This is a genomic window from Salipiger mangrovisoli, from assembly GCF_015223355.1.
GTDB lineage: Bacteria > Pseudomonadota > Alphaproteobacteria > Rhodobacterales > Rhodobacteraceae > Salipiger > Salipiger mangrovisoli.
In genome coordinates this window covers 59,977-79,103 of sequence record NZ_JADFFK010000013.1, presented here as the reverse complement: position 1 = coordinate 79,103, position 19,127 = coordinate 59,977, and the positions used below count along the sequence as shown (strand labels likewise).

Sequence of the window (19,127 nt, the reverse complement as noted above, 5' to 3'; positions counted from 1 at the left end):
ACATGGCCAGCAATGACCTGCCGCAGTTCGCCTCGACCGACACCCGCCTGTCGCGGCGGGTGATCAATGTGCTGCACGGCAATCCGACGATCATCCCGCTCTTCGTGCTGGTGCTCGGGCTGGCGGTCTTCTCGTCGGTGGTCGGACAGCGCTTCTTCCACCCGTTCAACCTGTCGTTGGTGCTGCAGCAGGTGACCATCATCGGCACGGTGGCGCTGGCGCAGACGCTGATCATCCTGACTGCCGGGATCGATCTCTCGGTGGGCGCCATCGTGGTACTGAGCTCGGTTGCCATGGGGCGGCTGGCGATGGACCACGACCTGCCGCCGGGGCTGGCGCTGGCGCTCGGCATCGCGGTGGGCTCGGGCTGCGGCGCGCTCAACGGCTTCTTCGTGACGATGATCCGCCTGCCGCCCTTCATTGTCACCCTCGGCACCTGGAGCGTGTTCAACGCGCTCATCCAGTTCTGGTCGGGCGGCGAGACCATCCGCCAGCAGGAAATCGAGGCCAGTGCCCCGGTGCTGCAATGGACCGGCGAGGCGCTGCGCATGGGCGCGGCGCGGCTGACCATCGGATCGCTGCTGATGCTGCTGCTCGCGGGGCTGCTGTGGTACGTGCTCAACCGCACCGCCTATGGCCGACACGTCTACGCGGTGGGCAACGATCCCAATGCTGCGCGGCTTTCGGGCATCGCCACGCGCAAGGTGCTGTTCACCGTATATCTTCTGGCGGGAACGATCTGCGGCTTTGCCGGCTGGCTTCTGATCGGACGCATCGGGGCGATCAGCCCGCTCGGCGGTGCAATGACCAATCTCGACAGCATCACCGCCGTGGTGATCGGCGGCACCAGTCTCTTCGGCGGGCGCGGCTCGATCATCGGCACGCTGATCGGGGCGCTGATCGTCGGCTTCTTCCGCAACGGGCTGGCGCTCGCCGGGCTCGACGTGCTGTGGCAGGAGTTCACCATCGGCTTCCTGATCATCATCGCGGTCTCCTTCGACCAGTGGCTGCGGAGGATCTCCACATGATGGCGCGGCCCGTCACCAATCCCGAGCCGGTGCTGAAGGCGCGCGGGCTGGTCAAATCCTTCGGCCGGGTCGTGGCGATGGACGGCGCGGATTTCGACCTGATGCCGGGCGAGATCCTCGCGGTCATCGGCGACAACGGCGCGGGCAAGTCGACGATGATCTCGGCACTGGCCGGGGCCGTGCGCCCCGACGCCGGCGAGATTTTCCTCGGCGGCGAGAAGGTCGCTTTCCACAGCCCGATGGACGCGCGCTCGAAGGGCATCGAGACGGTGTTCCAGGGGCTGGCGCTGGCGCCGGCGCTGACCATCGTCGACAACCTCTTCCTCGGGCGCGAGTACCGTGTGCCGGGGGTGCGCGGCGGCCTCTTCCGGCTGCTCGACCGGCCCCGCATGCGCGAGGAGGCGCGGAAACACCTGTCGGACCTCGGCCTGATGACCATCCAGAACATCGACCAGGTGGTCGAGACGCTCTCGGGCGGGCAGCGGCAGGGCGTCGCCGTGGCGCGTGCCTGCGCCTTCGGCTCGAAGGTGGTGATCCTCGACGAGCCCACCGCGGCGCTCGGCGTGAAGGAAAGCCGCAAGGTGCTCGATCTCATCAAGGACGTGCGCGACCGCGGCATCGCCATCGTGCTGATCTCGCACAACATGCCGCACGTTTTCGAGATCGCCGACCGCGTGCACATCCACCGGCTCGGCCGCCGCGTCGCGGTGGTCCGGCCCTCGGAAATGACCATGTCCGACGCCGTGGCGATCATGACCGGCGCCATGGAGCCGCCCGCGGGCCAGCCCGCAGACTGAACCCGAAACCCAAATCCCCAAACCCGCAAGGACCAAGACATGCTGAGACTGGACGAGAAACTCGCGCGCATCCGCAGTGGCGGCTACCGCAAGGGCGACTTCATCATCGCCGACGCCAAGGACGGGGACATGGGCCCGTCGATCAAATCCTGCGGTCCGCACCGCAACGCCGATGGAAGCGCCGGGGCCTTCCGCACCCGGCCCGAATTCCTCGACAGCATCGAGGCCATCGTCACGCAGGACGTGGTCGACGTCATGCTGACCTCGGTCTCCAACCTCGAGGCGCTGCAGGAGCGCAGGGTCTATGACACCAGCCGCGTGACCCCGGCGATCCGGGCCAATGACACCACCGATGTCTGGGTGTTCCGCGGTGCCAGCTACGCCAAGCAGCCCTCGCGCCCGTTCCGTACCGCCAACCTCGGCGAGGCAAGGCGGCTCGGCTGCGATCTCGGGCTCTATTCGATCACCTTCAACAACGACCTCGACGCCGACTACATGTCGCTCGAGCATTTCGCCGCCTTCCGCGAGGACGCGGCGGCCAATGATTTCCGCTACTTCCTCGAGGTGTTCAACCCGAATGTCGACTGCGGCATCGGCGCCGAGGACATCCCCGGCTACGTCAACGATGCGATGATGCGCTGCATGGCGGGCCTGTCGAAACGCGAGCGGCCCGAATTCCTGAAGATCGCCTACAACGGCCCACGGGCGCTCGACGAGCTGGTCAGCTACGACCCCTCGGTGACCGTGGGCGTGCTGGGCGGCGGCGCGGGCACCACCCGCGACTGTCTCGAACTGATCGCGCAGATCGAGCGCTACGGCGCGCGGGTGGCGCTCTTCGGGCGCAAGATCAACCTCGCCGATGATCCGCAGGAAATGGTGCGCATGATGCGCGCGGTGGCGGATGGCGAGATGGGCTCGGAAGAGGCGACCCGCGCTTACCACGGCGTGCTGCAGTCGCGCGGCATCACCCCGAGTCGCCCGCTCGAGGACGATGTGCAGATCACCGAGGCGGTGCTGGCGAAGGACGCGCTGAAGAGCGCCGCGTGAGCCCCTGCGGGGGTGTCACGCCCCCGCAGGCCACACCGATCAGCGGAACGAAGAACCAACGAGAGAGGGCACGAGGCCATGGGCAGCACGCGCAGCGGCTATATCACCGGGGGAACCTGGTGCGTCGATCACAACATGGTCCTGCCGCGCTGGCCCGAGGAAGAGACGGCGACGCGTATCCTGTCGGCCTCGGCGCAGGGCGGTGGGGCGGGGTGCAACTTCGCCGTCGACATCCGCCGCCTCGCGCCCGAGATCCCGGTCTCCACGATCGGGCTCTGCGGCGAGGATCCGGATGGGCGGCTGCTGCGCGGCGTTGCGTCGGACCATGGCATCGACTGCGCGCAGTTCCACGTCGACCCGCAGCTGCGCACGCATCGCACCATGGCCTTCACCTCGGCCGAGAACGGCAAGCGGACGCATATCTTCGAAGCCGACTCCAGCGACCACCTTTCGCCTGACCATTTCGACTTCGCAGGCGTGACGGCGCGGATGCTGCATCTCGGCCTGCCCGGCACTCACGCGCTGCTCGATGCGCCGTGGCAGGGCGATCCCAGCGGCTGGGTCACGGTGCTGAAGAGGGCCCGCGCTGCCGGGCTGCGCACCAACATGGAGGTGATGAGCATCCCCCGCGACGACCTGCGGCGGATCATCCTGCCCTGCCTGCCGCATCTCGATTACCTCGTGGTCAACGACTACGAGATCGGCGCCTTTGCCGACATGCAGACAGTGCGAGAGGGTGCGACCTCGGTGCCCGGCGTGCTCGCCGCGCTGCACCGGGTGATGGAGCTCGGCAGCATGGAGATCGCCGTGGCGCATTTCCCCGGCGGCGCGCTGGCGCTGGAGCGCGACGGCACTGTGCACTCGCATCCCTCGACCCGCGTGCCGCAGGCCGAGGTGAAGGGCACCAACGGCGCGGGCGACGCCTTTGCCGCGGGGTTCTTCTGCGGCCATCACCGCGGCGTTCCGCTGCGCGACTGCCTCGCCTATGCCCATGCGTCCGCCGCCGCCTCGCTGCGTTCGGTCGACACTTATGGCGCGGTCGAAAGCATCGAGACCTGCCTTGCACTCGCCGTGCGCAACGGCTGGCGTGAGCCGCTGGAGGTGGGGGCCGCCTGACGCGCGGTCCGGCCACCCGTCGCCCCCCGCCTACAGGGTAACGCGAAGTCGAGGCGCTCCGGGTGAAAAAACTTTACGCGCGCTGGAAATTTTTCTTTACGGTAACTTCGTGAACGGGGATCGGCAGGCACACGGGGGAACGTATGGAGGAGGAACGGCCACGCACGATGGAGGATTTCGCGCGGGCCTGCGGTGTCTCGCGTCCAACGTTGTCGAAGTTCTTCGAAGACCCGGACAGCGTGAAGCCCTCGACGCGGGCTCTGATCGAGGCCAAGCTCGAGGAGACCGACTACCAGCCGAACCTCTATGCGCGAAACCTCAACCGCAAGCGCACCCGCACCATCGGCATCATCGTCCCGGCGATCACCGACCCGTTCTACGCCCAGTTGGTCACCCGGCTGGAGCTGCTGCTGCGCGCCGAGGGCTACTGGCCGCTGACCATCTCGCCGCACGGCCAGCCGGAGCTGGAGGTCGAGGCGCTGCGCACCCTGCAATCGCTGCGCGTGGGCGGGGCGCTGATCGCACCGCTCGGCTTCGCCTCGGACACCGAGGCCATGCAGCGCTTCGTCGAGGCGACACCCTGCATATTTCTCGACAACGCGATCGGCGGCATGGCCTCCTTCGTCGGCAACGACAACCGCCAGAGTATCGGCACGATGGTCGACTACCTTTGCCGCTCCGGCGAGCCGCCGGTCTATTTCAACACGCCGCCGGTGAACCCCGGCACGCGCGAGCGTTGCGCCGCCTATCTCACCGCCATGCGCGAACATGGCGCGACGCCGCTGGTGCTCGAAAGCGAGACCGACACCCCATGGGACCTCGAGCGGGTTGGCTTCGAGCGGATGAAGGCGCTGATCGCCGCGGGCCTGCCCGGACGGACGCTGCTCTGCGCCAACGACCGGCTTGCCTTCGGGGTGATCGCCGCGGCGCATGAAGAGGGGTTGAAGGTTGGCCACGGCGCGGAGTTCGACCTGCGCGTGGCGGGCCATGACGATCACCCGCTCAGCCGCTACAGCGCACCCTCGCTGACCACCATGGCGCAGGACTACGAGGGCATTGCCCGCACCGCCGGGGCACAGCTGCTGGCGCAGCTCTCCGGCGAGGCGCAGCGCGGCTCGGTCAGCTCGACACTGCTGCCCGCCAAGCTGGTGATGCGCGCCTCGGCCTGAGCCGGTCCACGGTTCAGACGTCCAGCCGGTCGAGGAACTGCGCGGCGGCGGCGATCGCCTCGAAGACGGCGCGGTCGTACCGGCAATGGCTGAGAAACCCGTGCAGGTGCCCGGCCCAGAGCCGCGTCTCGACTTCGGTCCCGGCCGCCGCCAGCGCCTCGGCATAGGCGCGCCCCTCGTCATGCAGGATGTCGGCCCCGGCCAGCGCGACGAAGGCGGGTGGGGCACCGGTCAGCTCGGCGCGCAGCGGCGAGATGCGCCAATCGTCAAAGTCCTCGGGCGCGGCGTATTGGTCGCGGAACCAGCGCATGGTGCGCGCGCTCAGCCCGAAACCCTCGGCAAAGCGGCTGTAGCTCTCGTGCGTCTGCCCGGCGTCGGTGTTGGGGTAGAACAGCAGTTGCGCGCGCGGGCGCGGCGCGGACGTTCTCCGCGAGGATGCCAGCGCTGCGACAGCGGCAAGGTTGCCACCCGCGCTGTCGCCCGCGACGATGATCCGCTCGCCCGAAATTCCGAGCTGGTCCGCCAATGCGGGCAGGTCGCTTAGGCAGGCGATGGCATCCTCGGCTGCGGCAGGAAAGCGGTGCTCGGGGGCGAGACGGTAGTCCGGGCAGACGACGACCGCTTGGCAGGCGGCGGCAAGACGCTGGCAGATCGCCGCGTGCGACGCCGGGCTGCCGACCACCCAGCCGCCACCATGCAGGTAGAGGATGCAGCGCGCGCCCTGCGCGGGGGCCGTGGAGCCGCGCCAGCAGAGGGCTGCGCCGCCGCCGAGCGGCATCGGCACCGGCCCCTCGGCCAGCGCCGGATCGGGGGGCAGTTGCAGCAGCGGCCAGCCGGCATCGAAGGCGGCGCGGGCTTCGGCGGGGCTTATCTCCTCGAACGGACGGCCCGGCGCTTGCGCCTGTGCGGTAAGCGTGGCGCGGGCGCCGGGGGCAAGCGTGTCGCGGATCATCGCAGCAGCCCCTCCGCCGCCACCTCGTCCAGAAGTGCCGGCTGTTCCGGGCAGGAGGCGATCTCGACCCGCGCCCGGCGCTCTCCGGCCAGCAGGATGCCCTCGAGCACCTCGAGTACGTGGTAGGCAAGGGCGCCGCCGGCGCGGGGGGTGCGGCCCTCCGCCAGCGCCTCGGCCATCTCCGCAAGACCGAGCGCCCGGTAGTTGGCCCTGTCGGGGGCGTCGAACGGATAGTTGGTGGTGCCGAAGGGCGTGCCTTCGGAGCTGTGCGCCACCCAGTCCGTGCCGCCCGGCGACAGCGCCACCACGTCGCCGAAATTGTCCGGGTCGGGCAGGCGCAGCGAACCCGCCGTGCCGTGCAGCTCGATCGGCATGTTGGAGTGGCGGTGGACGTCCCAGGAGGCGCCGAAGGTGACGATTGCTCCGGAGTGGAACTCCAGCAGCGAGAGCGCCGTGGTCGGGGTGCCTGCCTCGAAGCTGGTATTCTGGAGCGGCCCCTCGGCGGTGATGGTGCGGGTCTTTGCCCCGAAGGAGGTCGCGGCGCTGACCGCCCGCACCGGCCCCAGCAGGTATGTCAGCATGGTCAGGTAGTAGGGCCCCATGTCGAGCACCGGCCCGGCGCCGGGCTGGTAGTAGAAGGCCGGGTTCGGGTGCCAGTGCTCCATGCCACGCCCGAGCATGAAGGCGGTGCCGGTGATCACCTGTCCCAACGCGCCGCCGTCGATCAGCTGCCGTGCCCTGCGCCCCGCCGCGCCGAGGAAGGTGTCCGGGGCCGAGCCGACGCAGAGCCCCGCCGCCCGCGCCGTCTCCAGCAGCTCGCGCGCCTCGGCGGCGGAGGCACAGAGGGGCTTTTCGGTGAACACGTGCTTTCCGGCCCGAATCGCGCGCATCGACACCTCGTGGTGCGCGGCGGGCACCGAGAGGTTGAGGATGAGGTCGATGTCGGGGGCGTCGAAGATCTCGTCCACTGGCATCGCCCGCAAGCCGAATTCCGCCGCCCGCGCCGCCGCTGCGTCGGGCCGCAGATCGGCGCAGGCCGTCATTTCGAGACGGCGGAACATGGCGGCATTCTTCATGTAAATCGCGGAGATATTGCCGCATCCCACCACGCCGATGCGCAGGTATTCCCGCGCTGAACCCTGTACAGAACCCTGTGCTGACTGACCCAAGTTTTCCTCCCTCGTGTCCATAAGTCTCCTGCCGCGAACGCGGCTCCCTTCCTCACTTGTAGATTTTTATTTCTTGACGCGCGATAAAAAATTTAGAACCGTGAGTAAATCGATGGTTGGGAGGCCATCTCTTTGGGAGGAGATACCATGACATTCAAGACACCGCATTCCGGCGGCCGGCCGGGGCCGGCCCATGTCACGCAGCTCGACCGGCGGGCCTTTCTGTCCACCGGTGCCGCGGGGCTCGGCGCCGCCGCGCTCGGCCTGCCGACCCGGGCCCGTGCCGCGGGCCGCAAGCAGATTTCCTTTGCCAGCGCCGCCTTCTTCGGAAACGAGAGCTTCGGCGACCTGGTGAACAGCTTCAACGAGAGCCAGGACCGGGTGATGGTCGACTACATCGAGCTGCCGCCGCCCAGTTCCTCGACCGAGGTCTACCAGGGACTCGTGCAGCAGCTCGCCCGTGGCAATGGCACGCCGGACGTCTTCTCGCAGGACGTGATCTGGATTGCCGGCTTTGCCGCCGCCGGCTGGGCGCTGCCGCTCGACGAGTTCGTCGATGCCGAGATGACCTCGAAATACTTCGAAGGCACGCTTTCGGCCTGCAAGTGGGATGGCAAGCTGACCGCCCTGCCGTGGTTCATGGACACCGGCATGATGTACTACCGCAAGGACCTGCTGGACCAATACGGCGAGGCGGTGCCCGAGACCTGGGCCGAGATGGCGCGCATCGGCAAGGCCGCGATGGAGGCGGGCGACACCGAGTTCGGTTTCCTCTGGCAAGGCAAGCAGGCCGAGGTGCTGGTCTGCGACGCGGTGGAGGCGATTGCCTCCAACAGCGGCGCGATCCTGTCGGATGACGGGCGCAGCGCGCGCATCGGCGAGAGCGCGGCGGTGGAGGCGATCCAGTTCCTCTACGACACGATCAACGAGATGAAGATCAGCCCGTCGGACGTGCTGAGCTGGGACGAGGAGCCCTCGCGCCAGCCGTTCACCGCCGGCAAGTCGATGTTCCTGCGCAACTGGTCCTATGTCTGGCCCATCGCCCAGGACCCCTCGGTCTCGGAGATCGTCGGCAAGGTCGGGGCCGGTCCGCTGCCGCATTTCGACGGCGGCAAGAGCGCCTCGACGCTCGGCGGCTACCAGCTTGGCCTCAACGCCAACACCAAGGAGCGCGATGCGGCCTGGGAATTCATGTCGTGGATGTCCGCGCCCGAGCAGCAGAAGCGCATCGCGCTGAACTTCGGCCTCGGGCCGAGCCGCCCGGCGCTCTTCGACGACGCAGAGTTGAACGAGAAGCAGCCGTTCATGGCCACCCTGCGCCCGGTCTTCACTGGCGCCACGCCGCGCCCGGTCACGCCCGAGTATGCCAAGGTCACCCTTGCGCTTCAGTCCGGCATCTCGAAGGCGCTGGTCAATGGCGAGGTCGAGAAGGAAATGACCGCGCTGTCGGGCCAGCTGGACAAGATCGTCGGCTGATCCCGTGAGCATGACACGAACCCATACGGCGCGGGCAGAGCCTTCTGCCCGCCGCCGCCCGGCGATGCCGCGCTGGGTCTGGCCGTGGCTGCTGCTGCTGCCGACCTTCCTCGCGATCGGGGCGGTTGCCTTCTGGCCGATCCTCGAGGGGCTGCGGCTGTCGCTGACCAATACCTCGCTGATCACCCGGCAGTCGGATTTCGTCGGGTTGGAGAATTACACCGGCCTGCTGTCCGATGCCCGCTTCTGGAACGCCTGGGGGCACACCGTCTGGTTCACCTTCGCCTCGACCCTGCTGGAGACGCTGATCGGGCTGGGCATGGCGCTGGTGCTCTACGAGCGCTTTGCCTGCCGCGGGCTGGTGCGCGCGGCGATGCTGGTGCCCTGGGCGATGCCCACCGTGGTCACCTCTAAGATGTTCGGCTGGCTGTTCGACGGGCAGAACGGCGTGGTGAACTGGCTGCTGATGAACCTCGGCATCATCGACGCCAAGATCAACTGGTACGGCAATCCCGACACCGCCCTGACCACGCTGATCATCGCCGACGTCTGGAAGACCGCCCCCTTCATGGCGCTGCTCTTGCTGACCGGCCTGCAAACGATCCCCAAGTCGCTGACCGAGGCGGCGCGGATGGACGGCGCGCGCGGCTGGACGGTGTTCTGGTCGATCCGCCTGCCGCTCCTGATGCCGACGCTGCTGATCGCCGGACTGTTCCGCGCGCTAGACGCCTTCCGGGTGTTCGATCTGGTCTACGTGCTCACCGGCGGCGGCCCCGCCGACAGCACCGAGACGCTCTCGACGCTGGCCTACAAGGAACTCTTCTCGACGCTGGAGTTCGGCTACGGCTCCACCGTCTCCACCGCGATGTTCATCACCGAGGCGATCCTTGCCGCGATCCTCTGCCTCTGGCTGGTGCGCACGATCCGGAGGGTGTCATGACACGGTCCGCCATGTCCGCCGCAACCACCACCAGCGCCCTGCCGGGCAAGGGCTTCCTGCGCCGCGCGCTGCTCTATGCCGGGGCGCTGATGATCCTGCTGTGGTCGGCCTCGCCCTTCGTCTGGCAGTTCGCCACCTCGTTCCAGCTCGACAAGGCGCTGACCTCGGGCACGCCGGTGCTGATCCCCGATCCCTTCACCTGGGAGCATTACTACAACGTCTTCGTCGAGAAGCAGCTGCATCTCTACGTGCTGAACTCGCTGATCGTGTCGCTGGCGACGACCTTCCTGTGCCTCGCCATCGGCTCTCTGGCCGCCTTTGCCCTGTCGCGGCTCGACATCCGCGGGCGTTACGGCATCCTGATGGTGATCCTGTCGGTGTCGATGTTCCCGCAGATCACCCTTGTCGGGCCGCTCTACATCGTCGCCTCGGCGCTGCAACTGCTCGACACCTCCACCGCGCTGATCCTCGTCTACATTGCGCTGGTGCTGCCGCTGGTGACATGGGTGATGTACGGCTACTTCGAAACGCTACCGCGCGAGATCGACGAGGCGGCGCGGATGGACGGGCTGCATGCCATCGGCATCTACTGGTTCATCATCTTGCCGATGTCGCTGCCCAGCCTCGTCACCACCGGGCTGCTGGCCTTCATTACCGCCTGGAACGAGTTCCTCTTCGCGCTCGCCTTCACCTCGAACATCGACCACCAGACGATCCCCGTCGGGATCGCCAATTTCACCAACCTCTACTTCGTGCCCTGGGGCGACATCGCGGCGGCCTCGGCCATCGTGACGGCACCGCTCATCCTGCTGGTGCTGGTCTTCCAGCGCCACATCATCGAGGGGCTGACACAGGGCGGTATCAAGGAATGACAATGGCTTGTGACTTCAAACTCGGCTGCCAGACCTTCACCTGGGAAATGCTGGGGCCGCGCTGGACCGGCGGGCCGGACGACCTGCTGCGTGCCATCTCGGCGGCGGGCTACACCGGCATCGAGATCACCGACAAGATGATCGGCCATTACATGGGAGATGCCGGGGCCTTTGCCGCCGCGCTCGAGCGCAACGCGCTGACGCTGGTCGCCTATGCCGTCGCCTCGCCGAGCGGCTATTGCGAGGCCGATCAGGTGGCCTCTGATGTTGCCCGGATCGCCGAGACCGCGCGTTTCGTCGCGCGCTTTCCCGGCGCGCTGATCTCCATGGGCTCGGCCACCGTCATGTCTCCGGGCGAGCGCGCCGAGAAATACGACATCGCCGCGCAGGTCTACACAGAGAGCTGCGCGGTCGCCGCCGAGCAGGGGGTGCCGCTTGCCGTGCACCCCAGCTCGCACCACGACACGCTGATCTACGACGAGGCCGATTACGCCGCCATCTTCGAGCGGATGGACCCGCGCGTCGGCTGGGTGCCCGACACCGGCCACATCCTGCGCGGCGGGCAGAGCGTGGCCGAGGCGATGAGCCGCTGGCGCGACCGCATCCGCTATGTGCACCTCAAGGACGTGGACGCCGCGGGGGACTGGGCGATGCTGGGGCAGGGCGTGGTGGATGTGCCCGAGGTGGCACGGCTCGCCGCCGCCGCTCCCGGCTTCAACGGCTGGCTGGTGCTGGAGGAGGAATCCGAGGAGGCGGGGCGCGATCCCGCCGCGGCGGTCGCCACGAACCACGCCGTGCTCCGCGATACGCTCGCGGCGGAGGCGGCGCAATGACCGAACTGAACGTCGGCATCCTCGGCTGCGGCCCGATCGCGCAATTCGCCCACTTCGAGTCCTGCGTGAAGGCCCGCAATGCCCGGCTGCACGCCATCTGCGACGCCGCGCCGGACCTGCTGGAGCGGATGCGCGCCACCTACGAGCCCGGCCATGCCTATGCCGACTACGACGAGATGCTCGCCGATCCGGCGCTCGACGCGGTGATCATCGCCACGTCGGACGCCTTTCACGTCCCCGCCGCGCTGCGTGCGCTGGAGGCGGGCAAACACGTGCTCTGCGAGAAGCCCATCGGCGTGACCGTCGAGGAGGGGGAGGCGCTGGCCGAGGCGGTGCGGGCCAGCGGCAAGGTGCTGCAGGTCGGGCACATGAAACGCTTCGATCCGGCGCTGGAGGCGGCGCGTGATTTCGTGCGGGACGAGATGGGCGAGATCATCGCGCTGAAGGCGTGGTACTGCGACAGCACCCACCGCTACACCAACACCGACGCGATCCAGCCGAAGCCGATCCTCTCGGCGCAGGCGCGCAAGCCGGCGGGGGACCCCAAGGCCGACAAGCGGCAGTACTACATGCTGGCGCATGGCTCGCACCTCGTGGACACCGCGCGCTTCCTCTGCGGCGAGATCACCGCCGTCACCGCCCGGCTGCTGGAACGCGCGGGCATGTGGTGCTGGTTCGTCGAGACCGAGTTCGCCAATGGCGCGCTGGGGCATCTCGACCTGACCGTCGCCGTGCGCATGGACTGGCACGAGGGCTTCCAGATGTATGGCGAGAACGGCTCGATCCTCGCCAGGACCTTCAACCCCTGGTACTTCCGCTCCTCCGAGGTGCAGATCTTCCACGAGAAGGACGCCACGACGCGCGTCCCCCTGGCCGCCGACGGGCATTTCTTCCGCCGTCAGGTCGAAGGCTTCGCGGATACCATCCTCGATGGCGCGCCGATGCGCGGCGCGGGGGTCGAGGACGGCATCGCCTCGATCCGCGCGATGACCGCCATCGCCAGCTCCGTGCGGCAGGGCGGCGCGCGGGTGGCTCTGGCGGATGTGACGGGGGCGGTGTGATGCAGGCGGGCATCTTCGCCAAGACCTTTCCGGGCAGTGATCCGCTCGCGGTGCTGAAACAGGTACGCGATGCCGGATTTTCCGCCGCGCAGTTCAACCTCGCCTGCGCCGGGCTCGACCCGGTGCCCGCGGCAGTGCCCGGGGGCGTCTCGTGCTCCCTGCGATCGGCGGCGGAGGCCAGCTCGGTCTCGCTCCCCGCGCTCTCGGGCACCTGCAATCTCGCCCATCCCGACGCCGATGTCCGGCAGGAGGGCGTCACCCGCCTGCGCGGGGTCATCGGCTGCGCCGCCGCGGCGGGCATCCCGATGGTCACCCTCTGCACCGGCAGCCGCAACGCCGCTGATCAATGGGCACCGCATCCGGACAACAGCTCCCCCGAGGCCTGGGCCGACATGCGCGCCTGCATGGCGCAGCTGGCCGAGATGGCCGAGGGTGCGGGCGTGGTGCTGGGCATCGAGCCGGAGCAGGCCAACGTAGTGCGCGAGGTTTCCGACGCGCTGCGCCTCGCGCGCGAGTTGCAGACCGACCGGCTGCGCATCATCCTCGATCCCGCCAATCTCTTCGAGACCGGCACGCCCGCCGAGGTGCGCGGCATCGTTGCCCGCGCGGTTGGTGAAGCCGCGCCGATGCTCGGCCTTGCCCATGCCAAGGACCGCAGCCCCGAGGGCGCGGTGGTGCCGCCGGGCGAAGGGGCCGTCGACTTTCCCGACTTCGTGCTGAGGCTTGCCGCGGCGGGCTACGCGGGCGCGCTGGTCACCCATGGCATCACGCTGGACGAGGTGCCGCGGACCGCGCGACGCATGGAGGCCTGGCTGGCATGAGCGCGGTCGGCGAGATCACCCGTCAGGCCACGCGCCTCGCCTGCTACCGCGCCGGCTCCGGCCCAAAGGTGCTGTTCCAGCACGGGCTCGGCGGCGACGAGGCGCAGGTGGCGGCGCTTTTCCCCGAGGATGTTCCCGTCACGCGCCTGACTCTTGAATGCCGTGGTCATGGGCGATCCGATGCGGGCGCGGGCGGGTGGAGTTTCGATCAGTTTGCTGAGGACCTCGAGGTGCTGCTGTCTCGGGAAGGGAGCGGCCCGCTGGTGCTCGGCGGCGTGTCGATGGGCGCGGCGCTGGCGCTGAAGCTGGCGGTGGCGCGGCCCGAGCGGGTGCGCGGGCTGATCCTGCTGCGCCCCGCCTGGGGCGCGGGCCCGGTGCGGGACAACATGGCCCCCGTGGCCGAGGCCGCGCGGAGGCTCGGCGCGGGCGAGACGGGGGTGGACGGCACCGTGCTGGCGCGGGACATGGCGGAGGCGCCCGACAACCTCGCCTCGCTGCGCGGCTATTTCACCCGCCCCAATGCGGCGGCGTTCGCGCCGGTGCTGGCGGCCATGGCGGCGGATGATCCGGGGCTGACCGAGGCACAGATCGCATCGCTCGCCATGCCTGCGCTGATCCTCTCCGCCCCGCGCGACCTGATCCACCCGGCGGCGCTCGCCGCCGAGCTCGCGGGGCTGCTGCCAAAGGCGATACTCAAGCCGCTGCCCGACAAGGCGGCGGATCCGCAGGCACATCGCGAGGCCGCCAGAGCGGCCATTTCCGACTTCCTTGCACAGCTCGACTGAAAGATGGCCATGACCTCGTTTCCCGACACGCTCCCCCGCAACCGCCTGCTGGCCGAGATCTCGCTCTGGTCCGCCGACCTGCTGAACCTCGAGCGCGACATGGCGCGGATCGCGCCCTATGCTGATGTCCTTCACATCGACGTGGCCGACGCGCGCTTCACCCCGGGGTTCCTGTTCTTTCCAGATCTCGTGGCCCGCATCGCCGAGGCGGCACAGGCCCCGGTGCACGTGCACCTGATGACGCAGGGCGACATCGTCGTCGCGCAGGCGCGGCAGTTCGCCGAGGCCGGCGCAGACCTCGTGACCGTTCATGCCGAGACCGGGCAGGAAGGGCTCGCCGCGCTCGACATGCTGGCGGCGCGGGGGACGGCGGCAGGTGTTGCGCTGACGCTCGAGCAACCGCTGGAGGCGCTCGAGCCGTTCCTGTCCAAGGTGGCAATCGTGACGCTCATGGGCACGCGCATCGGCATCAAGGGCGCGGGTCTCGACCCCGAGGCCTGTCTGCGCATCCGCCAGCTGCGCAGCCGATTGGACGCCCGCGGGCTTGGACACGTGCTGATCGCCGCCGACGGGGGGATCCGCGAGACCACCGTGCCGGATTTGCGCGCGGCCGGGGCGGACACCGTGGTGATGGGCTCCCTGGCCTTCGGCGCCGAGGACCTTCCGGCGCGCTTCGACTGGCTGCGCGGGCTCGGGGCGCAGCTGGCATGAGCGCCGCGCCCGTCCTCTGCTTTGATCTCGGCGGCACGCGCATGCGCGCGGCGCTGATGGCGCCGGACGGCACGCGGCTGGCCGGTGCCGAGGCACCGACCCCGGCGCGCGAAGGGGTGGGTGCCGTGCTGGACGGGCTCTGTGCGCTGGCGTCCCGCTGCCGGGACACCGGACCGGCGCCGCTGGCGGCTGGCCTTTGCGCGCCCGGCCCGCTGGATGCGACCGGCGGCCGGATGCTGGCGCCGCCGACGCTGCTCGGCTGGCGCGACGTGCCGGTGAGCGCGTTGCTCGGAGAGCGGCTCGGCCTGCCGGTGCTGCTGGAGAATGACGCCAATGCCGCCGCGCTGGGAGAGCAGCTTCACGGTGCGGGGCAGGGCGCGGGATCGCTGGTCTTTGTCACCGTCTCGACCGGCATCGGCGGCGGGGTGATCGTCGACGGCCACGTGTTGCGCGGACGCGGCGGCCTGGCCGGAGAGATCGGCCACATGAAGATCGCCGAGCACAGCACCGACTGCGCCTGCGGCGCGCAGGGCTGTTTCGAGGCGCTGGCCTCGGGCACCGCGCTTGGCTGGCGCGCGGCGCGGGTGATGCGCGCGCGCAAGGATGGCACGCCGCCGCCGAGCGGGCGCGACGTGATCGAGGCCGCGCGTCGCGGCGACCGGCTGGCGCGACGGCTCGTTGCCGAGCACGGGCGCTGGCTGGGCCGGGGTTTCGCGAACCTGCTGCATCTCTACGCGCCGGACGTTCTGGTGATGGGCGGCGGGCTGGCCAACGGTTTCGATTTGCTGGAGCCCGCGATCCGCGCCGAGATCGCGCGCTCTGCGATGCCCAGTTACCGGGATACGCCGCTGCTGCGCGCCGCGCTCGGCGACGCGGCGGGGCTGGTCGGCATGGCACATATCGTCCGGCAGGCACTGCCGGACCTCGGGAGGGAGAGGAAACTTGGCTGATCTGGAATTGAAGGGCCTGCGCAAGAGCTTTGGCGGGCTCGAGGTCATCAAGGGCGTGGACCTGCAGGTGCACGACCGCGAATTCGTCGTCTTCGTCGGCCCCTCGGGCTGCGGCAAGTCCACCCTCTTGCGGATGATCGCGGGGCTGGAGCCGATCACTGCTGGCGAGCTGCTGATCGACGGGCGGCGCGAGAATGACAGCGAGCCGATGGACCGCGGCCTTGCCATGGTGTTCCAGAGCTACGCGCTCTACCCGCACATGACGGTCGAGGAGAACATGGGCTTCGCGCTGCGCGTCGCCAAGGTGCCGAAAGAGGAGCGCGCCCGCATGGTGCGCGCCGCCGCCGAGGTGCTGGAACTCGGGCACCTGCTGGAGCGCCGACCGCGCGAGCTCTCGGGCGGACAGCGCCAGCGGGTGGCCATCGGCCGCGCCATCGTGCGCGACCCCAAGGTGTTCCTCTTCGACGAGCCGCTGTCGAACCTCGATGCGGCGCTGCGGGTGAACATGCGGCTGGAGCTGATGCGGCTGCACGAGCGGCTGCAGGCGACGATGATCTACGTCACCCACGACCAGACCGAGGCGATGACCATGGCCGACAAGATCGTGGTGCTGCGCGACGGGCGGATCGAGCAGGTCGGCGCGCCGATGGAACTCTACAACCGGCCCGCCAACATGTTCGTCGCGGGCTTTATCGGCGCGCCGAAGATGAACTTCCTGCCGGTCGGTGATTTGCCCGCAGACCTGCGGCTACCCGGCGCGGGTGTCACGCTGGGCATACGTCCCGAGCATATCGCCATCGGCACGGCGGAAAATGGCGCAATCGGCTGGCAGGGCATATTGCGGATCGTCGAGCGGCTCGGCGGGCTGACCAACCTGCACGTGGAGTTGGCGAACGGCACCGAGCTGGTGGTGCAGACGGATGGCGGCTTCGAGGGGCGCGCGGGGGATGGTCTGTCGCTCTGCGCCGAGCGCGCGAGGCTGCACCTCTTCGATCGCGAGGAGCGCCGGGTCGCGATCCCCGCTGCCCTGCCCGAGCCCGCGTGACGCGGGCCCGGACGGGGGGCGGCGTCAGCGCATGGTGAAGCCGCCGTCCACCATCAATGTCTCGCCGGTGACGATGGCGGCATCCTCCGAGGCGAAATAGAGCGCTGCGGCAGCGATTTCTCGCGGCTTGGCGAAGCGGCCCACGGGGATCTCGGCGCGGGCCTTCACGCCCTTCTCGCCAGACCAGCCGATCACCGCCATCGGGGTCTCGACCACGGTCGGCGCGATGGCATTTACCGTGACGCCATGGCGCGCCCATTCAAACGCCTGCACCTTGGTCAGCAGGATCAGCCCGGCCTTGCTGGCGCCGTAGGCAGCGTGCTCGTCGAGCGCCACCACCCCCGCCTGCGACGAGATGTTGATCACCCGCCCGCGCCCCGAGGCCTTGAGGTAGGGCAGGGCCGCCGCCGCCAGCAGCCATGGTGCGCGCAGGTTGATCCGCATGGTGCGGTCCCAGGTTTCGACCTGCGGCTCCTCGGCGGGAAAGATCACCCCGTGGCCGGCGTTGTTGACCAGGATGTCGATGCCCATGGCCTCGCCGATCTCGGCGGTGCGTGCGGCGATCGCCTCGGGGTCCTCGAGATCGAGCGTGAAGGCGCGATGCTCCGGCCCCAGCCGCGCGGCAAGCTCCGAGGCGTCGCGGATGTCGACCAGCGCCAGCCGCGCTCCGGCGGCGGCGAAGCCCTCGGCCATGGCCGTGCCGATGCCGCCCGCGGCGCCGGTGATGAGGGCGGTCAGCCCGGAAAGATCAGCCATGCCCGCCCCCTAGATGTCGAAGTTCGTCGGCAGGACGATCACGTCGCGGATTGTCACCGTGCGCTTGCGTGTCAGCATGAAGAGCACCGCCTCGGCCACTTCCTCGGGCTCGATCAGGCTGCCGTTCTCCTTGGCCTTGCGCAGGTTTTCCTCGGGCCAGTCGGCCAGCAGCGCCGAGATCACCGGCCCCGGCGAGACCTGCCCGACCCGGATGCCGTGCTTGAAGAGCTGCCGCCGCATGGTCTGCACGAAACAGGTGATCGCCCATTTCGAGCCCGAGTAGACCGGCTCCCAGGGGATCGCCGAATGCCCGGCGACCGAGCAGGTCACCACGATGTCGCCGGTGCCGCGGCCGGTCATGTGCGGGATCACCGCGTGCACGTTCTTCATCACCGCGTTGACGTTGAGGTTCAGCATGCGGTCGATGGTGGCGGGGGTGGTCTCGGTCAGGTCGCCGCCGATGTAGGTGCCGGCGTTGCAATGCAGGATGTCGATCTGTCCGGCCTTCTCCAGCACCTGCGGCACCATCGCGTCGCAGCTTGCGGGATCGAGCAGGTCGGTCACCTGCGCGATGGCGCGCGCGCCGAGCCGGGCGACGATCTTCTCCAGCGCCGCTTCATCGCGGTCGACCAGCACAACGGTCGCACCCTCGGCATGCATCGCCTCGGCCGAGGCCAGCCCGATCCCCGAAGCCCCGCCGGTGATCGCGGCGACCTTTCCCGTCAGTTTGCTCATGTCTCTCCTCCCTCCGGCGGGCCGTGCGGCCCGCGTGTCCGATGTTCAATGCGTGGTGTAGCCGCCGTCCGCGACGAGGATTTCCCCGGTCACGTAGCTCGAGGCCGGCGAGGCGAGGAACAGCGCGCAATTGGCCATCTCCTCGGGCTCGGCGAAGCGGCCCATGGGGGTGTTCTCGGTCCAGATGCGGTTCCACTCGGCGTTGGCGATGCCGCCCTTGGTCATGTCCGAGACCACGTAGCCCGGCGCGATGGCGTTCACTCGGATGCCGCGCCCGGCGTATTCGAAGGCCATGGTCTTGGTCATCTGGTGGATCGCCGCCTTGGACGCGTTGTAGGCGACCTGCAGCTGCGGCTTGTTGGCCACATAGCCCGAGATCGAGCCGACGTTGACCACTGTGCCGCCGCCCTGCTTCAGCATCTGCGCCACGGCAGCGCGGGCGATGCGGAACGGCGCGATGAGGTTGGTGCCCATGATGTAGTCGAGCTGCGCGTCGTCGAACTCGTGGAAATTGCCGTTGGCCGCGACCCCGGCGTTGTTGACCAGCACGTCGAGTGTTCCGAAGGCGTCGAGGGTCGCGGCGACCAGCCGCGCGCCCGCCTCGGGGTCGGTCACATCCTCCTGCACCCAGCGGTAGCGGTCCGGATGCTCCTCCAGCAGGGCGGTCAGCTCCGGCGTCTCGCTGCGGCTGGTGAGCAGGCAGCGCGCGCCCGCCTCGCCGAAGAGCCGCGCGATTGCAAGGCCGATGCCGCGGTTGCCTCCGGTGATCAGCGCGGTCTTGCGGTCGAGGCGGAACTGGTCGAGGGGCATGGGATTTCCTCCGTCGTGGGTCCGGCGTCAGGCCGGTAAAATTCGGGCCAATAA

Annotated in this window: 20 protein-coding genes; 15 read left to right on the top strand and 5 right to left on the bottom strand. The window is 69.0% G+C overall.

Annotated features, from left to right (window positions below):
* The first annotated feature begins 2 nt into the window (after positions 1-2).
* From IQ782_RS17260 to IQ782_RS17240, 5 genes are all read left to right on the top strand, one after another.
* Positions 3-1,028, top strand: a complete 1,026-nt coding sequence (locus IQ782_RS17260; RefSeq protein WP_194135910.1) for an ABC transporter permease — start codon at positions 3-5, stop codon at positions 1,026-1,028.
* Positions 1,025-1,825, top strand: a complete 801-nt coding sequence (locus IQ782_RS17255; protein ID WP_240989362.1) for an ATP-binding cassette domain-containing protein — start codon at positions 1,025-1,027, stop codon at positions 1,823-1,825. The genes IQ782_RS17260 and IQ782_RS17255 overlap by 4 nt, the downstream gene beginning before the upstream one ends.
* Positions 1,826-1,864: 39 nt before the next feature.
* Positions 1,865-2,872, top strand: coding sequence for a beta/alpha barrel domain-containing protein (locus IQ782_RS17250; protein WP_194135909.1), 1,008 nt, complete (start codon positions 1,865-1,867; stop codon positions 2,870-2,872).
* 78 nt (positions 2,873-2,950) lie between these two features.
* Positions 2,951-3,988: a carbohydrate kinase family protein gene (locus tag IQ782_RS17245; protein ID WP_194135908.1), complete on the top strand. Its 1,038-nt coding sequence runs from the start codon at positions 2,951-2,953 to the stop codon at positions 3,986-3,988.
* Between the two features lie 167 nt (positions 3,989-4,155).
* Entirely contained in the window at positions 4,156-5,157 is a 1,002-nt protein-coding gene (locus tag IQ782_RS17240) for a LacI family DNA-binding transcriptional regulator (RefSeq protein WP_240989361.1), read from the top strand.
* A 13-nt stretch (positions 5,158-5,170) separates the two neighbouring features.
* Here the strand turns inward: IQ782_RS17240 and IQ782_RS17235 are convergent, their stop codons facing one another.
* Positions 5,171-6,109 (bottom strand): alpha/beta hydrolase, encoded by a 939-nt coding sequence (locus tag IQ782_RS17235; RefSeq protein WP_194135906.1) that lies wholly within the window; start codon positions 6,107-6,109, stop codon positions 5,171-5,173.
* Positions 6,106-7,299 (bottom strand): Gfo/Idh/MocA family protein, encoded by a 1,194-nt coding sequence (locus IQ782_RS17230; protein WP_194135905.1) that lies wholly within the window; start codon positions 7,297-7,299, stop codon positions 6,106-6,108. The genes IQ782_RS17235 and IQ782_RS17230 overlap by 4 nt, the downstream gene beginning before the upstream one ends.
* Positions 7,300-7,425: 126 nt before the next feature.
* Between IQ782_RS17230 and IQ782_RS17225 the strand changes: the two genes are divergently transcribed.
* Genes IQ782_RS17225 through IQ782_RS17180 form a run of 10 tightly spaced genes read left to right on the top strand, consistent with a single transcriptional unit; the run spans position 7,426 to position 16,772 of the window.
* Complete coding sequence (locus IQ782_RS17225; RefSeq protein ID WP_194135904.1) at positions 7,426-8,754, top strand: ABC transporter substrate-binding protein; 1,329 nt, start codon at positions 7,426-7,428, stop codon at positions 8,752-8,754.
* 10 nt (positions 8,755-8,764) lie between these two features.
* Positions 8,765-9,694 carry a carbohydrate ABC transporter permease gene (locus tag IQ782_RS17220; RefSeq protein WP_194135903.1) on the top strand — a complete coding sequence of 310 codons (930 nt, stop codon included), beginning with the start codon at positions 8,765-8,767 and terminating at the stop codon, positions 9,692-9,694.
* A complete protein-coding gene (locus IQ782_RS17215) occupies positions 9,691-10,566 on the top strand; it encodes a carbohydrate ABC transporter permease (protein WP_240989359.1) in 876 nt (291 codons plus the stop codon). Before IQ782_RS17220 ends, IQ782_RS17215 begins: the two co-directional genes overlap by 4 nt.
* 2 nt (positions 10,567-10,568) lie before the next feature.
* The gene (locus IQ782_RS17210; RefSeq protein ID WP_194135902.1) at positions 10,569-11,399 is read left to right on the top strand and encodes a sugar phosphate isomerase/epimerase family protein; all 831 of its coding nucleotides are present in this window, start codon (positions 10,569-10,571) and stop codon (positions 11,397-11,399) included.
* Entirely contained in the window at positions 11,396-12,460 is a 1,065-nt protein-coding gene (locus IQ782_RS17205) for a Gfo/Idh/MocA family protein (protein WP_194135901.1), read from the top strand. The genes IQ782_RS17210 and IQ782_RS17205 overlap by 4 nt, the downstream gene beginning before the upstream one ends.
* Entirely contained in the window at positions 12,460-13,281 is an 822-nt protein-coding gene (locus tag IQ782_RS17200) for a sugar phosphate isomerase/epimerase family protein (protein WP_194135900.1), read from the top strand. The genes IQ782_RS17205 and IQ782_RS17200 overlap by 1 nt, the downstream gene beginning before the upstream one ends.
* Positions 13,278-14,066 carry an alpha/beta fold hydrolase gene (locus IQ782_RS17195; protein WP_194135899.1) on the top strand — a complete coding sequence of 263 codons (789 nt, stop codon included), beginning with the start codon at positions 13,278-13,280 and terminating at the stop codon, positions 14,064-14,066. Before IQ782_RS17200 ends, IQ782_RS17195 begins: the two co-directional genes overlap by 4 nt.
* 9 nt (positions 14,067-14,075) lie before the next feature.
* Positions 14,076-14,777, top strand: a complete 702-nt coding sequence (locus IQ782_RS17190) for a ribulose-phosphate 3-epimerase (protein ID WP_240989358.1) — start codon at positions 14,076-14,078, stop codon at positions 14,775-14,777.
* Entirely contained in the window at positions 14,774-15,727 is a 954-nt protein-coding gene (locus IQ782_RS17185) for an ROK family protein (RefSeq protein WP_194135897.1), read from the top strand. Before IQ782_RS17190 ends, IQ782_RS17185 begins: the two co-directional genes overlap by 4 nt.
* Positions 15,720-16,772, top strand: a complete 1,053-nt coding sequence (locus tag IQ782_RS17180; RefSeq protein ID WP_194135896.1) for an ABC transporter ATP-binding protein — start codon at positions 15,720-15,722, stop codon at positions 16,770-16,772. The genes IQ782_RS17185 and IQ782_RS17180 overlap by 8 nt, the downstream gene beginning before the upstream one ends.
* Before the next feature lie 24 nt (positions 16,773-16,796).
* On the opposite strand, the gene IQ782_RS17175 is transcribed toward IQ782_RS17180, so the two are convergent.
* From IQ782_RS17175 to IQ782_RS17165, 3 genes are read right to left on the bottom strand one after another with little or no spacing between them, the layout of a single operon-like run.
* Positions 16,797-17,528 (bottom strand): SDR family oxidoreductase, encoded by a 732-nt coding sequence (locus IQ782_RS17175; protein WP_194135895.1) that lies wholly within the window; start codon positions 17,526-17,528, stop codon positions 16,797-16,799.
* A 9-nt stretch (positions 17,529-17,537) separates the two neighbouring features.
* The gene (locus IQ782_RS17170; protein ID WP_194135894.1) at positions 17,538-18,263 is read right to left on the bottom strand and encodes an SDR family oxidoreductase; all 726 of its coding nucleotides are present in this window, start codon (positions 18,261-18,263) and stop codon (positions 17,538-17,540) included.
* Positions 18,264-18,308: 45 nt separating this feature from the next.
* On the bottom strand, positions 18,309-19,073 hold the full coding sequence (locus tag IQ782_RS17165; RefSeq protein WP_194135893.1) for an SDR family NAD(P)-dependent oxidoreductase: 765 nt from the start codon (positions 19,071-19,073) through the stop codon (positions 18,309-18,311).
* Between the last annotated feature and the right edge of the window lie 54 nt (positions 19,074-19,127).

Coding starts and splice junctions, on each gene's coding strand:
- IQ782_RS17190 (WP_240989358.1), top strand. CDS start 14,076: ATGACCTCGTTTCCCGACACGCTCCCCCGCAACCGCCTGCTGGCCGAG.
- IQ782_RS17165 (WP_194135893.1), bottom strand. CDS start 19,073: ATGCCCCTCGACCAGTTCCGCCTCGACCGCAAGACCGCGCTGATCACC.
- IQ782_RS17170 (WP_194135894.1), bottom strand. CDS start 18,263: ATGAGCAAACTGACGGGAAAGGTCGCCGCGATCACCGGCGGGGCTTCG.
- IQ782_RS17175 (WP_194135895.1), bottom strand. CDS start 17,528: ATGGCTGATCTTTCCGGGCTGACCGCCCTCATCACCGGCGCCGCGGGC.
- IQ782_RS17235 (WP_194135906.1), bottom strand. CDS start 6,109: ATGATCCGCGACACGCTTGCCCCCGGCGCCCGCGCCACGCTTACCGCA.
- IQ782_RS17245 (WP_194135908.1), top strand. CDS start 2,951: ATGGGCAGCACGCGCAGCGGCTATATCACCGGGGGAACCTGGTGCGTC.
- IQ782_RS17260 (WP_194135910.1), top strand. CDS start 3: ATGGCCAGCAATGACCTGCCGCAGTTCGCCTCGACCGACACCCGCCTG.
- IQ782_RS17210 (WP_194135902.1), top strand. CDS start 10,569: ATGGCTTGTGACTTCAAACTCGGCTGCCAGACCTTCACCTGGGAAATG.
- IQ782_RS17215 (WP_240989359.1), top strand. CDS start 9,691: ATGACACGGTCCGCCATGTCCGCCGCAACCACCACCAGCGCCCTGCCG.
- IQ782_RS17240 (WP_240989361.1), top strand. CDS start 4,156: ATGGAGGATTTCGCGCGGGCCTGCGGTGTCTCGCGTCCAACGTTGTCG.
- IQ782_RS17185 (WP_194135897.1), top strand. CDS start 14,774: ATGAGCGCCGCGCCCGTCCTCTGCTTTGATCTCGGCGGCACGCGCATG.
- IQ782_RS17230 (WP_194135905.1), bottom strand. CDS start 7,299: ATGGACACGAGGGAGGAAAACTTGGGTCAGTCAGCACAGGGTTCTGTA.
- IQ782_RS17220 (WP_194135903.1), top strand. CDS start 8,765: ATGACACGAACCCATACGGCGCGGGCAGAGCCTTCTGCCCGCCGCCGC.
- IQ782_RS17250 (WP_194135909.1), top strand. CDS start 1,865: ATGCTGAGACTGGACGAGAAACTCGCGCGCATCCGCAGTGGCGGCTAC.
- IQ782_RS17225 (WP_194135904.1), top strand. CDS start 7,426: ATGACATTCAAGACACCGCATTCCGGCGGCCGGCCGGGGCCGGCCCAT.
- IQ782_RS17255 (WP_240989362.1), top strand. CDS start 1,025: ATGATGGCGCGGCCCGTCACCAATCCCGAGCCGGTGCTGAAGGCGCGC.
- IQ782_RS17200 (WP_194135900.1), top strand. CDS start 12,460: ATGCAGGCGGGCATCTTCGCCAAGACCTTTCCGGGCAGTGATCCGCTC.
- IQ782_RS17205 (WP_194135901.1), top strand. CDS start 11,396: ATGACCGAACTGAACGTCGGCATCCTCGGCTGCGGCCCGATCGCGCAA.
- IQ782_RS17195 (WP_194135899.1), top strand. CDS start 13,278: ATGAGCGCGGTCGGCGAGATCACCCGTCAGGCCACGCGCCTCGCCTGC.